Origin of the sequence: Bartonella sp. CL25QHWL, from assembly GCF_042195335.1 — a bacterium.
Lineage (GTDB): Bacteria > Pseudomonadota > Alphaproteobacteria > Rhizobiales > Rhizobiaceae > Bartonella.
Window position 1 is genome coordinate 1 of sequence record NZ_JBHIOE010000008.1, and the last position, 15333, is coordinate 15333.

At 37.3% G+C, this 15333-nt stretch carries 12 protein-coding genes and 3 pseudogenes; 2 read left to right on the plus strand and 13 right to left on the minus strand.

The window, feature by feature from the left end:
• From ACFILY_RS05670 to ACFILY_RS05680, 3 genes and pseudogenes are all read right to left on the minus strand, one after another.
• Nucleotides 1-483 (minus strand): annotated as a pseudogene (locus ACFILY_RS05670) (hemagglutinin repeat-containing protein); the annotation flags it as partial.
• 575 nt (nt 484-1058) lie between these two features.
• A complete protein-coding gene (locus tag ACFILY_RS05675) occupies nt 1059-1940 on the minus strand; it encodes an outer membrane protein (RefSeq protein WP_375631052.1) in 882 nt (293 codons plus the stop codon).
• 182 nt (nt 1941-2122) lie between these two features.
• A pseudogene (locus ACFILY_RS05680) lies at nt 2123-2924 on the minus strand (outer membrane protein).
• On the opposite strand from ACFILY_RS05680, the gene ACFILY_RS05685 reads away from it, so the two are divergent.
• On the plus strand, nt 2854-3024 hold the full coding sequence (locus tag ACFILY_RS05685) for a hypothetical protein (RefSeq protein WP_273790651.1): 171 nt from the start codon (nt 2854-2856) through the stop codon (nt 3022-3024). The pseudogene ACFILY_RS05680 and the gene ACFILY_RS05685 overlap by 71 nt on opposite strands.
• Before the next feature lie 277 nt (nt 3025-3301).
• Here the strand turns inward: ACFILY_RS05685 and ACFILY_RS05690 are convergent, their stop codons facing one another.
• The 3 genes from ACFILY_RS05690 to ACFILY_RS05700 form a co-directional block, all read right to left on the minus strand.
• Nucleotides 3302-4129: an outer membrane protein gene (locus ACFILY_RS05690; RefSeq protein WP_375631053.1), complete on the minus strand. Its 828-nt coding sequence runs from the start codon at nt 4127-4129 to the stop codon at nt 3302-3304.
• A 337-nt stretch (nt 4130-4466) separates the two neighbouring features.
• Nucleotides 4467-5300, minus strand: coding sequence for an outer membrane protein (locus tag ACFILY_RS05695; RefSeq protein WP_375631054.1), 834 nt, complete (start codon nt 5298-5300; stop codon nt 4467-4469).
• A 1018-nt stretch (nt 5301-6318) separates the two neighbouring features.
• Nucleotides 6319-6648, minus strand: coding sequence for a hypothetical protein (locus tag ACFILY_RS05700; protein ID WP_375631055.1), 330 nt, complete (start codon nt 6646-6648; stop codon nt 6319-6321).
• A 413-nt stretch (nt 6649-7061) separates the two neighbouring features.
• On the opposite strand from ACFILY_RS05700, the pseudogene ACFILY_RS05705 reads away from it, so the two are divergent.
• Nucleotides 7062-7496 (plus strand): annotated as a pseudogene (locus ACFILY_RS05705) (integrase); the annotation flags it as partial.
• A gap of 248 nt (nt 7497-7744) precedes the next feature.
• Here the strand turns inward: ACFILY_RS05705 and ACFILY_RS05710 are convergent.
• The 7 genes from ACFILY_RS05710 to pstB all read right to left on the minus strand — a co-directional run bounded on the left by ACFILY_RS05710 (nt 7745) and on the right by pstB (nt 15299).
• Nucleotides 7745-8365, minus strand: coding sequence for a ribonuclease D (locus ACFILY_RS05710; RefSeq protein ID WP_273790559.1), 621 nt, complete (start codon nt 8363-8365; stop codon nt 7745-7747).
• On the minus strand, nt 8358-9752 hold the full coding sequence (locus ACFILY_RS05715; RefSeq protein ID WP_273790560.1) for a M20/M25/M40 family metallo-hydrolase: 1395 nt from the start codon (nt 9750-9752) through the stop codon (nt 8358-8360). Before ACFILY_RS05715 ends, ACFILY_RS05710 begins: the two co-directional genes overlap by 8 nt.
• A gap of 84 nt (nt 9753-9836) precedes the next feature.
• The gene (gene mutM, locus ACFILY_RS05720; protein ID WP_375631056.1) at nt 9837-10712 is read right to left on the minus strand and encodes a bifunctional DNA-formamidopyrimidine glycosylase/DNA-(apurinic or apyrimidinic site) lyase; all 876 of its coding nucleotides are present in this window, start codon (nt 10710-10712) and stop codon (nt 9837-9839) included.
• 275 nt (nt 10713-10987) lie between these two features.
• Nucleotides 10988-12235 carry an aminopeptidase gene (locus ACFILY_RS05725; RefSeq protein WP_375637607.1) on the minus strand — a complete coding sequence of 416 codons (1248 nt, stop codon included), beginning with the start codon at nt 12233-12235 and terminating at the stop codon, nt 10988-10990.
• Nucleotides 12236-12409: 174 nt separating this feature from the next.
• Nucleotides 12410-13246 carry a cell wall hydrolase gene (locus ACFILY_RS05730; protein ID WP_273790563.1) on the minus strand — a complete coding sequence of 279 codons (837 nt, stop codon included), beginning with the start codon at nt 13244-13246 and terminating at the stop codon, nt 12410-12412.
• Nucleotides 13247-13796: 550 nt separating this feature from the next.
• Nucleotides 13797-14519 carry a phosphate signaling complex protein PhoU gene (gene phoU, locus ACFILY_RS05735; protein ID WP_273790564.1) on the minus strand — a complete coding sequence of 241 codons (723 nt, stop codon included), beginning with the start codon at nt 14517-14519 and terminating at the stop codon, nt 13797-13799.
• A 21-nt stretch (nt 14520-14540) separates the two neighbouring features.
• On the minus strand, nt 14541-15299 hold the full coding sequence (gene pstB / locus ACFILY_RS05740) for a phosphate ABC transporter ATP-binding protein PstB (RefSeq protein WP_273790565.1): 759 nt from the start codon (nt 15297-15299) through the stop codon (nt 14541-14543).
• Between the last annotated feature and the right edge of the window lie 34 nt (nt 15300-15333).

Genomic DNA, 15333 nt, shown 5'->3' on the forward strand with positions numbered 1-15333 from the left:
TTTCAGCCCTACCTTGCCATCAGCCGCAATGGAACTGCCTGTGATGCTAAGATCATGCGGTTTGCCATCCTGCCCTGCAATGACCGTGGTGTCACCTCCCGATTTTATCGAAGAGCCAACGGCATGAGAGGCTTGCATATCCACTTTCGTGTTTTTGGTGCGAAGATGATACTCCATCTCATCGTTTCTTACCCCTATCGCTATCTCCCCTTGGGCGCCAAGAGCAACATTACCCTTGGCATCTATATCGGAAGCAGCCATATGGATATCTTTTCCAGAGAGAACAGTGGTCTCTTTTCCAGAACTTAAATGAGAGCCATTGTGTAAGGCAACATGAAAGGTTTGATCCCCGCGATGGCTATTGGCACTGTTGCGTGTGGCATCAATCGAAACATTCCTCTCAGCTTGCAAGAGAAGTTTATCCGTTGCTTGAACATCAGAGCCTAAAATATTCAAATCTTTTCCAGAGAGAAGTGGGCTTGATGTACTTTGAAAAATATTTATTTAAAACAAATGTGTGAATACACAACAACAAGTGTATTCCGTTTAGGGCGTTCTGTTTTGCATGAGGAGTATGATCCCATTAAGAAATGCAATAAACAAAAACGTAAAGCTAAATTAAAAGAAGATGATAAAGTTGGAAACTAGTTTTTCTCTTTGTAACTTTATATTCTTCCCCAATGAGGCTGTATTCCCGTTTCAGAACTTACTCTAACAGATATATGTAGTATGCTCGCTCTAATCTAGTATATAAAAGTAGACTAAAGTTCGCCACTGGTTATGATATTGTCCTATTTCTGAGATTAATTAAATACTTTTCACTTAAGTGTAAAATGATAGCCGTAATATAAGATTTTATGTAATAAGTAGTTATAAAATCGCTGCATACTACTAATTCGCCTTTTATAATATAAAACTTTTTTAAGCCTTATAATACAAAATGATACCAATAAAAAATAAAAGAGATTAAGAGAAATAAAATAGAGAGCTAATAAAATAAAGGCCCCGTTAAACGAGGCCTTAGTATTTTTTGTGCTAATAATTTCATTTTTACGAAATTAGAATTTGTAAGCGACACCTACACGGAAGTCATTGGTTTTGTAGTTGAATTCACGTGTATCGTTGGCGAATTTCTTTTTACCAAAATCGGAGTAACGGTATTCTGCACGTAAAAGAACGTTGTCGGTCATTGCAAAGTCAACACCGCCGCCAATAGTGAAACCAACCATTGTCTTCGTGTCATCAGCCCAAGTACCACCAGTCAAATCTACATTTTGCTTAATTGATGGGTTTTCAACCACATCAGCTTTCTGTTCAACTTTAACTCTCTCTCCTTTTCCTGTAACTGATTGAATACCCTGTACCTGCGCATAGGCAATACCACCAGCAACATAAGGCATAATACGGTCAACAGCAGCAAAACCGATACGAACGCGTGTAGCACCAGACCATTTTTCTTTGTAACTGTGCTTTTCCGTTACCTTGTCACCTATTTCAAACCGTTGCTGATCTTTTAATTCAACCTTAGCTTTTTCAAGGGCATTATTAAAAAATGCCACATCTTCTTTAGTAAGAGTCAATTCACGGGCTGTTTTTGATTCTTCACGGTCTGCCCAAACTGCATCGGTTTCAACACCGAGAATGAGACCATTTCCAAGGTCTACGTTAGATCCGGCATAAATCCCACCCATGAAACCAGAAGGACTAGGTGTGTTATCTTTTTTGACAAGTTCTTTATCTTCTCCTGGAATAGTTACTTTAGTTTTACTCGAAAAGTTACCAACTTGACCACCAAGATAAAAGCCTGTCCAAGAAAACGAAGGGGCTGCCGCGATAACTGCTGGGGCTGTTTCACGAGGGATCACCACGTCAGCAGCTTGTGCTGCAGAAGCTGAAATTAAAGCGGCAATAGAAGTTGCTATTAAAGATTTTGTATTCATAATTTTGCTCCTAAATTAACTACAAAACGACCTTACAAGATTATAAATAGAAAAGCTGTAGTAAAAATGTCACAGTCGTACAAATAAAAGCCCAGAAAACAGCGCTTTTGTAAAAGTCAATATCTTTTGGAAATTTAATTTTTTATTAATACTTTTTATTCATAATTGCACTTTTGATGAAATTAGAACTTGTAAGCGATACCTACGTGAAAGTCATTGGTTGTGTAGCCTAGTTTAAGGTAATACTTTTTATATTCCTTCTTACCAAAGTCTGAGTAACGGTACTCCGCACGAAGCAGAACATGATCTGTCATCGCGAAATCTATACCACCACCAAGGGTGAAACCCTCCATCGTTTTTATTTTATCAAATACTGTAGCAGAAACTTCTTTACTTGGCTTACCCATTTGCCAATTTTGTTTGTTCCTGAAACTTTACCAACACCCTGTATTTGCGCATAAGCAATACCATCAGCCACATAAGGCATAATACTGTCAGCGACGGAAAAACCAACACGAACCCGTGTTGCACCAGACCATTTTCTTTGAAACCAATGCAATACACTGCTGTGTCACCCTTTTGAAACTTTTCATTTTCATCCAATGTGACACCAGCATCTTTAAATTCATCATTAAAATCATCAAATTCATCAATCGCAAGAATCTTTGAGACCGTCTTCGTCTCTCCTCAGTCTGCCCAGACTGCATCGGTTTCAACACTTAGAATGAGGACATTTCAAAGATATACGTTGGAACCTAAAATAAATACCACCTATGAAACCTGAAGGCTTAGGTAGTGCATCTTTATCTGAAGTTTTTTTCTTTTGTCTCTAAATCAAATACATAAACTTTGACTTGAAAAGTTGCCAACTTGACCACCAAGATAAAAACCTGTCTAAGAAAACGAAAGAGCTATGATAACTGTTGGAGCTTTTTTACGAGGAATGACAATATCAGCAGCTTGTGCCGCAGAAGCTGTAGTCATAGCGATAACAAAAGTTGTTACTGAAGATTTTATATTCGTAAACTTTGCTCCTCATTTATTTACGAGCACAGTATTATACGACTACAAAAAAACGCTGTAGTAAAATGATACAATCATAGGAAACGAAAGCTGACGCAAGATAAAGTCATTTCATAACTTCACGTTTCACAAGAAATTGTAAATTATGAATACGTATAATTCATTGATTTTACCGCGTAATTATTGTCTCTCGTTTATAAAAATCTTTTTAAGGAAATCTGAATAATATCTTTTACTCCCCTAATAAATATAGGGTATGTGATAATATAACAACAGAAAAGAATAGAGGCCCTGTCTTTGACAGAGCCTCTTGGAAGTTTATTTCGTTGTTGACGAAATTAGAATTTGTATGCAACACCAACACGGAAATCATTGGTTTTGTAAGCTACTTTATCCCCGTTCTTTACAAATGCTTTTTTACCATAGTCTGAGTAACGATATTCTGCACGCAACAGAACATTGTCTGTCATTGCAAAGTCAATACCACCACCTACAGTGAAACCAACCATCGTTTTTGATGCATCAGAAACGGTAGCAGTACCAATATCTGCATTATTTTCATCTTTTACCTTAATCGAATCAACTTTTTGTACCTGTGCATAAGCAATACCACCAGCAACATAAGGCATAATGCGATCAACGGCTGCAAAACCAACACGAACGCGTGTAGCACCAGACCATTTTGCTTTTAGAGAAACGCTATTCATCTTTTTGCTTGTCGCCGTGATAGAGGTTTTATTTTTTCCTGAAGCATACTTAGGTTTGAGTTTGTCAAAAGTCTCATCATAACCTGCTCCAACAGTTTCCGCAGCGCGGTCTTTTGATTCTTCGCGGTCTGCCCAGACGGCATCAGTTTCAACACCTAGAATGAGGCCATTTCCAAGATCCACATTGGAACCTACATAGATACCACCCATGAAACCAGAAGGCTTAGGCATCCAATCTTTGTCACTAATTTTATTGTTCGTCGCTGAATCGTATACATCAACTTTACTTGAAAAGTTACCAACTTGACCACCGATATAAAAGCCTGTCCAAGAAAATGAAGGGGCTGCTGCGATGACTGCTGGGGCTGTTTCATGAGGGATGACAACATCAGCAGCTTGTGCTGCAGAAGCTGCTGCTATAGCGATAACAGAAGTTGTTACTAAAGATTTTATATTCATAAACTTTGCTCCTAATTTATTTATGAGCACAGTGCTACAAGATTACAGAAAGAAAAGCTGTAGTAAAAATGATACAGTCACAGAAAATGGAGGGCACATCCCAGACAAAATTGCTTCATAACTTGATTTTGTACGAGAAACCTAAAGATATATATATATATATATATTATTGATTTTTAAATGTAATTCTTGTTTGTTGTCTATGAATTTTTTTAAGAAAATCTGAATAATATCTTTTCACATCCACAATAAATTATGTATTGTGTGATAATATAGCAACAGAGAATAACAGAGGTGCTGTCTTCGACAGCACCTCTGTTATTTAACTTATCATCTATTAAAATTTGTAAGCAACACCAACACGGAAGTCATTGGTTTTGTAAGATGTCTCATATTTATCATTTGAGAATTTCTTTTTACCAAAATCTGAGTAACGATATTCCGCACGGACAATAACGTTATTGGTCATGGCTAAATCAACACCAGCACCAAGCGTGTAACCAACAAGGGTCTTTGTTTCATCAGACAGAGTACCAGAAGCTATTACTTTATCTGAATCTTTCCCTGTTATTGAAATCAATGCACTATCTTGAAGCTGTGTATAGGCGATACCACCAGCAACATAAGGCATAATGCGTTCAGCTGCAAAACCAATACGTACACGTGTCGCACCAGCCCACTTTTCTTTAAAAGTGAAACTGTGGGTTCGTTTATCACCAGGTACAAGCGCATCTTTACCAATATTAATTCCAGATTCTGTTAATATCTTCTTAATATAATTTATGTGATCTGGAAGAATAACATATGTTTTTCCTGTCTTCGTGTCATCTTTATTAGACCACATGATATCTGTATCAACACCTAAAATAAGGCCATTGCCGAGATCAACGTTGGAACCTGCGTAAAAACCACCCATGAAACCAGATAGTTTAGGCAAAAGGTCATCAGGTGCTGGAATCTTTTTTCCGTTACTGAGAATATCCATTTTCGTCTTACCCGAAAAACCACCAATCTGCCCCCCAACATAAAAACCTGTCCAAGAAAAAGTTGGAGCAACAATAACGGGAGCAACAGGTGTTGGACTGGGGGGAACAATAACATCTGCTGCTTGAGCTGCTGAAGCTGAAACAAAAGCGAAAGCAGAAGCTGTTATTAACCATTTCATATTCATATTTTCTCTCCATAGCTGAATATTTATTTGAACACACCATTTCATATAGAGCCCCATCTTCAGATATCTGTAGCAAAAATGATACACTTATAAAAAAAACAAAAAGCCAATCAAAGTACCCTTAATTGCTTGATCTGTAATAAATGAGAATTAAACTATGCCCATGCACAAATGATCTCTTTTCCTCACGTTTTCTCTCCTTTATCATTTTGATAAAAAAACTGCGCCACAGTACCCTCCGTGTAAAGCGTGTGCTATTGGAATGAAAATATAATATATTGATTTATAATGATAAAAATATCTTTTATATTAATTCGTCTGCAATATTGAAGATGTTCTTATCTTAAGCCTTTTTATATTAAAGCCCCCCCAGCACCTCACAAACGAGCAAGTGTGTGAATAAATAAAACTATTTAAAAGCTAAAATGCTTCCTATTAATACTCTCAATATTGTAATAGTGAAGACCGTTACAATATTGAGAGCAGCTAAATGTAACTGTTCCATTTAAATTCATACAAACAACGTTTTTAGCTTCATCCTTCGTATAACCAAATGTGAATAGCTCTTTGATTATTTTTTCATCACTGTAAAGAATGCTTGTACCCGACAGAACAAGATCTCCACTACCCTATGAACTGCAACAAGATTACATGCAATTTCATTACATTTGCTCTTTGTTTTTAATTTAGGCATTTATTCCTTTTTGACATACTTACCATTTTTTTCTTCTCTCAACCTTATAGTAAAGTCTTTTTCAGAGCTTCAGCCTTATTTGTAGGCTATCATTTCATACTCCTTTACAAGACGAAATTGAAAAAAATACCTAAAGACAAACAACCGGTATGATAAACATTAAAACTTATATAGAAATCTCCTTAAAGCTGAAAAAATGAGAAATCTTTCTTAAAGTTTTCAAACCACCCCTTGCTTTAAAAATCATGAATTTGGCAGAAAAAATATCCCTCTTTTTCAACTTCAAAGCATATATTATACTTCTTGATGTTGTTTTTTCACTTTTTAAAAACTCATTGGACCTCGTGCAAATGGGTTTGGCCGTCCTCTTTTCCCTGGTCTTCTTTTAGGATAATGATCTCTTTTTTTACCAGAATGTAACACAGGTACTAACTTAGCTGCTGTTATGCATTCGCTGTTATTTGTGCAAGAAAGTTCTATCTGAAAAACTTCAGATAATAACTTGCAAAGCTGTTCACCAGAAAAAAAACCTATTGGAGGAACAGTCGAAGATGCTCTCTGTATAAGATTTTGAGACGCTAAAAAACTTGCACCTTGAGCCATAGAAATTGAAGCAAAAGTAGCAAAAGCTGTAATAAAATATTTTATATTCATAAATTTAACCTCATCAAATATTCATAATGGATTTTATCTAGTGCCTTCATTGCAAATTTCCAGAGAAAAATAATGTGTTTATAGATAAAAAGTGAAAATCCTTAAAAATAAAGCTTTGGAGCATTTTGCTTTTAAAATAAAAGCAAATTGCCCTGCTCTGCCAACATAGAAATTACTTATTGAGTAATAAATAAAGGCACAAAGTATCGTCTGAAAATAATAAACTATACGAACTTCATATAATATACTGATTTATAATGATAATTTAGCGTTATTCATATTGACTGAGAACCCTAAATATCATAAGATTCTCTCATTCAAAATCTTTTTCATGTTGAATCAATCAAAACCATTTGTTTGCACGTTATAAGTGGGGAAAGCTGTGTGGATAAAAAACACTAAAAAGACTAAAAATGTCTCTTATGAACCGTACCAAGGGCTACACAACATTGGGAGTTGGCAAAGTGGTGTGATGGTAGCAGCTTGTTACTCCGTAAGCGTAAAAATGAGAGTGCTCAATGAATTTTATATCATATTTTTGGGGGCTTTATCGTTATACCATTCATAAGCGCCGCCGTAAAATGGATTTGGGTGCCGGTTTCTTTAAAAAAGCACATGAATTAGCAACACAAATATATTCCGTTTAGGGCGTTCTGTTTTACACGAAGAACGTAAATCCATTAAAAACATGAGGCAATGCGTAATCTCTATTATTTAACAGACATTGCTTTAAATACTTTTGAAAGTCGTAAAGCCGAATTAAAAATGATGGTAAAGATGAGATTTGGTTTTTACATTTACACATTCATATTCTCCCCCAATTAGGCTGTATACCGGTTGCAGAGATTTAAGTCTTCCAATCACCGTATGTTTCCAGCCTCTCCTCAAAATTGCTTTGTTTCAAATAAAAGCTGTTACAAAAATAAAAAATATGAATTCGCAAAAGTACTTTTATTGCCTAAACTTCAAATGAAATAGCACTTAAGAATTTATTATAATTCTTATCAGAAAAGATGAGAGGATAAAATGTCCATAATGTACAAGCATTTTGTCCTCTCACATCAATAATTAACTCCATTAAAAGCCAATTTTAAAGTTAGCTATGCGCAAAAATATCAACTTCCGCCCATCCTAAAAGATCAAGCCTAGCTCTCATAGGCAAAAATTGAAAGCATGCCTTGGCAACATTTTCTCGCTCTTCACGTCTTAAACGTTCTTCAAATATAACCTTTAAACGATGCAAATATAACACATCCGACGCAGCATATTCAATTTGCGCCTGTGATAACGTTTCTGCCGCCCAATCCGAAGATTGTTGCTGTTTAGAAATATTCACATTCAGCAATTCATTACAAATTTCTTTCAAGCCATGACGATCCGTGTAAGTACGCGTGAGTTTCGAAGCAATCTTTGTACAAAAAATAGCCTCTGGCATAACACCAAATGTATGTGCTAAAATAGCAAGATCAAAACGCCCAAAATGGAATATTTTTACGACTGCTTTATCTTTAAGAAGCTTGACCAAATTAGGTGCATTCTTTTGTCCTTTAGCAATCTGTATAATATCGGCAGTACCATCTCCAGAAGAAAGCTGAACAACGCATAAACGATCACGATGGGGTTGTAATCCTAAAGTTTCGGTATCAATCGCAACAGCATCAGTTTGATAATTATCTAAGTTTGGTAAATCACCTTGATGAACACGAATCTCAGCCATTTACCCTCCTATTTGCTAAAGCTGCAAGAATACGCGCCCAAGACCGCTGCCCCTTATGAAATGATTTTAAATTATACTTTTCATTAGGCGAATGAATACGGTCATCAGCCAGTCCAAAACCAACCAAAAGAGTTTCCATGCCAAGAATTGACCGAAAATCTGCTACAATTGGGATCGAGCCCCCCATGGCTGTCAAGACAGCAGGCACTTCCCACTCTTGTGATAAGGCATCCTTCGCCTCCTTGATAAAAGATGAATCATCAGAAATCTGAAGTGCCGGAGAAGAACCGTGATTCTTAAACTCAACCTTACAATCAGCAGGAATTGAGCTACGTACATAATCACGCAACGCTTGGCGTATTTTCTCTGGATCTTGCTTATGCACCAAACGACACGATACTTTTGCACTCGCTTGAGAAGCAATAACCGTTTTCATCCCTTCCCCTTCATAGCCGCCACTAATACCATTAATTTCCATGGTAGGACGTGCCCATACAAGCTCTAAAATGCTCCGCCCTTTTTCACCAGCTGGAACAGAAAGTCCTATAGGACCAAGAAAATTTTCAGCAGTACAATTAAGCGCATTCCATGATTGTAAAATATGTGGAGGTGTTTCTTCTACTCCATCATAAAAACCAGGAAGTGTTGCCCTATTATTTTCATCGTGAAGTCCTGCTAAGATTTTCGTTAAAATACGAATGGGGTTAGCTGCTACTCCTCCAAAATAACCAGAATGCAAATCACGATTAGCTGCTGTGATAATAATCTCTTCTGCCATAATTCCCCGAAGAGAAAGAGCAATAGATGGAGTATTCGCATCCCACATTGACGTGTCACAAACCAATGCATAATCTGCCTTAAGTTCATCTGTATTTGCTTTTAAAAAAGGAATAAGGGAAGGAGAAGCACTCTCTTCCTCGCCTTCACATAAAATAGTAACTTTAATAGGAAGCTGCCCTGTTTCTTTCTTAAATGCACGACATGCTTCAATAAAAGTCATCAACTGACCTTTGTCATCTGAAGCTCCACGAGCACAAATAACTTTCTCTCCATCTCTCTCTTTTAAAGAAGGTGTAAATGGATCATCCTCCCATAAACTCAATGGATCAACAGGTTGAACATCATAATGTCCGTAAAACAACACATGCAAACAATCATCTGAAGGTCCAGGATGATGCCCAACAACCATTGGATGCCCCGGTGTATCACGGCGTGAAGCCTCAAAACCGATGCTTTTTAAATCCTCTACTAACCAATCAGCTGCTTTACGACATGCATCCTTGTAAGCCGAGTCTGTAGAAATCGATTGAAAACGTAAAAGAGAAAAAAGGCGTTCAAGGCTCTTCTCTATATTTCCATCAAGATGTGTTAGTACTTTATTCAGCATAAAAAAAACCTTTCAAGCCTTGTGTAATTATATTATAGATACGATGACTTTAAGCCTCTTGTAAGATTTTGCAAGACGCCTTATTCATTTTTGACATTGTGAGCAGTAAAAACTTGAACGTCCAGCCTGTAAAATGCGCATAATAGGCGCTCCACATTCCAAACATTGCTTGCCTTCTCGTCCATAAACTGAAAAAGCATGCTGAAAATAACCAAGTGAACCATCTATATGCATATAATCACGTAAAGAAGAGCCACCAGACAAAATGGCTTCAGAAATCACATTGCGTATATTTTGTGCTAAAGAATCTGCAAATTCACGTGCCCGTGCCGTTTGTGATGCCAATGTAAATGCACCACGTTGTGGAGACAAACGACTCCGCCAAAGTGCTTCGCAAACATAAATATTCCCAAGACCTGCAACAATAGACTGATCAAGTAAAACACCCTTGAGAGACATTTTTTTATTAACAAAAGCCTTTTGTAAATAACGACCAGAAAACGAATTACTCATAGGTTCAAGACCTAGCTTATTTAAAAGTGGATGTTCATAAAGCTTATCCGTATCGACTAAAAGCATAAACCCAAAGCGACGCACATCATTATAAATAAGATGATAAACTTCACCATTCTTTGTCTGAATATCCATGACAAAATGATCATGCTTAACCAATTTACTTGTCGTTGAAAAAACTGTTCTTAAAAGATCATTCTCTATACGCCATGAACCAGACATTCCTAAATGGCTTAAAATCGTTTCATTCTGAGAAAGATGAAATAATAAATATTTTGCACGCCGACCAAGTTCTATAATTGTTCTGCCAATAAGGCGCTCAGAAAAAGCCTCAGGAAAAGGAAAGCGCAAATCTCTACGATTAAGTTTGACAGATACTATCTTTGCATCAGTTACAACGGACTCAAGTCCACGACGAACTGTCTCTACTTCAGGAAGCTCAGGCATTACTCTTCTTTAATAATTATACACTTTCCAATCGTATCTCTGATAAATTGACTTCTTCCCACCCCCCTCAAAGAACGAAGACTTCCTCTACATCTACTAAACAAATTCTTGATGAGTGGATTTTACTTGGATTCCTACTCATGTGAATCATTTAACTAAAGGCTTTATGGACAAACCCTGCCTTGAATATATACCACACACTCTAAAATACTTAACGTATCAATGAGGCTTACATCCCACCCCACCTCAAATGACCGTGTTTTATGGTAACAAAATTAAGCCCATTCACCCTTACGAAATACAGGAACTCTTACACCATCTTGGGTAATGCCATCTATGTCAATTTCGCCAGAACCAATCATCCAGTCAATATGAATGACACTTTTATTCCCACCACGTGCTGCAATCTCTTCTGACGTCAATGATGCCCCATCTAAAAAGCATTTGGAATAACACTGACCTAAAGCAATATGACATGCAGCATTTTCATCAAATAAGGTATTATAAAAAAGGAGGCCACTCTTAGAAATTGGTGAAGAATGGGGCACAAGGGCAACTTCACCCAACCGGCTTGCACCCTCATCACTTTGCAAAACCTGCTGTAAAACTTCTTGGCCTGTTGATGCACGAGCCTCAACAATACGCCCTGCGTCAAAACGTACTTCAATATTATCAACCAGAGTTCCTTGATAGGAAAGGGGCTTTGTTGAGCGAACGAAACCTTCAACCTTATGAGCATGAGGAGTCGTGAAAACTTCTTCTGTCGGAATATTCGGATTGCAAATAACACCATTTTGAGCAACAGATGCACCGCCATGCCATTCATGATCATCTGCCAAACCAACCGTCAAATCAGTTCCTGGCCCTGTAAAGTGTAAGGCAGAAAAACGCTGCTCATTAAGCCAAGATGATCGTTTCTTCAAATGTGCATTATGGACAGTCCACGCCTGTACCGGATCTTCTTCTGTAACACGTGAAGCAGAAAAAATTGCATCAGCTAATTTTTTAATCGCCTCATTAAGCGATAAAGAAGGAAACATCGCCTCAGCCCACCCTGCTGTTGGATAAGCAACAATCGACCAATTCATAGCAAAATTTGATATTTGCTTGAGTGCCGGCTGATAAGCTATTGAAGTGGCTTTATTTAAACGTGAAACCTTATCAAAATCCTGATTGGAAAGGAGCAAAGGATTATCACCAACAATCGCTAAACGCGCTGCCCCATTTTCAAAAGCCTTTGCCATTCCCTCATAAAGCCAAGAAGGAGCACAATCAAAACTAGCTGTATGGGCATTTTCAAACCGTGTAAGCGATAATATATCATCACTAAAAATTGGTGTAATGACACCAGCACCAACCTTATAAGCATGATATGCAATACGCCGAACAAAAGGTAACGCTGAAACTGGAGCAGTTAAAACAAGATCTTGCCCCTCTTGTAAATTCAACCCCACTTTCACTGTAATTTCTGCAAGACGATTAAGCATTTCAGGCAAAATTGTCTCATGAATATCAAAGTACATTACCAATACCCTTCTTTAAATAGAATGCGTTCTTTATGTCGTCATATTATAAATTGTTTTTCAGATCCTTTGAGTTCGCTTTCTCTATGTATATTTATGCGTATCATTATCGCTAAAATTCACTTAATTCATAAACCGCAATGGGTGTATAACCCTTCTTTGGTCATGAAAAACTTACCAGTTTCTGTGTCGTTTTTCTAACATTGCAACAATTGCATTTAACTGATCGGATGAAGGTAAAGCCATAATCGTTTTATTTTCCTCTTTCCTAGCTAGATGTTGAGGTGCATAGGCAGGGATAGGAACTTTATCAAGCTGTACCATAGCAAAAGGCGCTGGATGTGACGTCTTGGATTGTGCTACTTCTGTCGAATGAGATGTACTTTTCTCTGCCTTTACTCCCCTACTCTCTAAGCCTTCATCTATAAAGCTTGGCGCATGACCAGAACGTTCTTGAGCAAAAGCATAAGCAACATCATAAGGGCGATTATTTGTAGGAACTTGAAGTGCCCCATCACTTGATCGTTTTTCATAAAAAGCATTTCCCCCTGCAACCTGAACATAATGCATGTTTTTATACGGAAAAGACAAACCAGCGGTATGAAAAAACTTAGCGTGTTTAACTTTCTTATCTCGTTCACCCCGTAAAACGGCATCAGCTGCCTCTCTTACACGAGCAACAGATGCTTTCTCCGTCATAGGACGCGTTAAAACACCAGGAGCAAATTGCCTATATTGACCAACAACACCACAAATTGTCTTAGGATAGGCGGTTGAATTAACACGATTCATAACAACCGTTCCAACGGCAATCATTCCTTCACGGCTTGTGCGATTTGATTCAAAATACATCGCTCGCATAAGACATTGACGCTCTGTCAATGGATACGTAACCGTTTTTGTCTTATTATTATTTATTTTTCCAGTATCTAAATGATTTGAAGCACACCCCACAACAACTAACGGCGCTACACAACAGGTAACAAATACATTCCAACGATTTTTTTTCATCTTATGCAACACATTCCTATAATCTCTGAGCTATTCAAGTCTTGAAATGAGCTTTAAATGTATCTCTCAATAAAGTACATAGCTAATTGTTACCACTCAGCAAAATTTTAATACAAGAGGTAATCAATAAAGTATCTATGCAAAATAAAAAATAAAAAACTCTTAATTTATAGATCAATATTGTTATTATTCATGGTTCAATATAGGCTATAATAACCCATACGTTTCAATTATAGTAAAATAACGCTATCCATTTCTTCTACATACGAAAAAATAATACAGATATCCCCTTTAATATAAAATTTTAACAAAATGATCTGAAAGGAAATTCCCCTAGAAAACTCCCCTCCGGCCACAATACGAGTGATGATATCATCTAATATACAAATATGTCAAACCAAGAGTTAGCAATCTGCCACGCTTCTCTGAAAAAACTCTTTGTTGCTTCTTTGTGCTTTTCCATAAGACGGTTATCTTATTCTTTCTATAGCTGCACTGTAAGAAAATACTCACATATCTACAAACTTATTTTATACATATAAGAAAAATTTTAATCTATTTTCTTCTCACCTACTCCAACTTTATAAGTAAGGTCATCGCGAGGACGATCAGAGGACATATGGTAACCCGTTATGATATAATGCAGCATTTCAGCAATATTAGTAACATGATCACCAATTCGTTCAATATTCTTTAAACAAAACAGTAAGTGCGTACAAACCGTAATATTGCGCATATCTTCCATCATATACGTCAAAAGTTCACGAAAAAGAGAAGTATACAAAGCATCAATCTTCTCATCACGCTCACGCACCGCGTCAACACGCTCTAATAGGCGACTCGTATAAGCATTTAAGACTTCTTTTAATTGATTGAGTGCTAAAGCTGTAATTGTTTCAAGCCCATGATAAACAGAAGCAGATTGTCGTATTTCTGAAAGTGCAACCGTCCTTTTAGCAATGTTTTTGGCCATATCCCCAATCCGCTCAAGATCAGAAGAAATACGAATGGCTCCAATAATTTCACGCAAATCGACAGCCATCGGTTGGCGTTTGCAAATAATAGCAACCGCTTTTTCATCAATGTCACGTTCTGCTTCATCTAAAAATACATCATCGGCAATCACTGTCGTTGCAAGTTGAAGATCACTACACACAACCGATGCGACAGAACGTTCAATCATCCTTTCTGCATGGCTCCCCATTTCTATAATCCTTGCTCTTAAATATTTTAGTTCTGCATCATAAGAACGGACAGTATGGTTCATAGACATATCTTACACTCCTCAATTCACCTATCCAAAACGCCCCGTAATATAATCTTGTGTCCGTTGCTCTTTTGGTGAGGTAAAGATCATTTCAGTCGCACCAACTTCTACCAAATGCCCTAAATGAAACATAGCCGTATATTGAGAAACACGTGCAGCCTGTTGCATAGAATGCGTTACGATAACAATTGTATAATTTTGCCGTAATGCATCGATAAGCTCTTCAATCCGTGCTGTCGCAATAGGATCAAGAGCTGAACAAGGCTCATCCATCAAAATAACTTCAGGACTAACCGCAATAGCACGTGCAATACACAAACGCTGTTGTTGTCCCCCTGATAAACTTGTTCCAAGATCATGAAGACGGTCTTTTACTTCTTCAAACAAACCTGCCTGCCTCAAACTCTTTTCAACGACATCATGCAATTCAGAGCGCGTTTTTACTAAACCATGAATGCGTGGACCATACGCAACATTCTCAAATATAGATTTTGGAAAAGGACTGGGCTTTTGAAAAACCATTCCAACACGAGCGCGCAATTCTACAACATCAATCCGTGTGTCATAAATATTCTCCCCATCTAAGGTAATAAGACCGGTTGTTTTAGCGCCTTCAATCGTATCATTCATACGGTTAAAACAACGCAAAAAAGTCGACTTTCCGCATCCTGATGGACCAATCAAAGCAGTTACTTGATGTTCAGGAATATCAAGTGTAATACCGTGGAGTGCTTCTTTGTCTCCATAAGAAACCTTCACATCCTCACCACGCATTTTAATCTTCATTACAAAAATTCACCTTACAAAAATCTTATCAAAG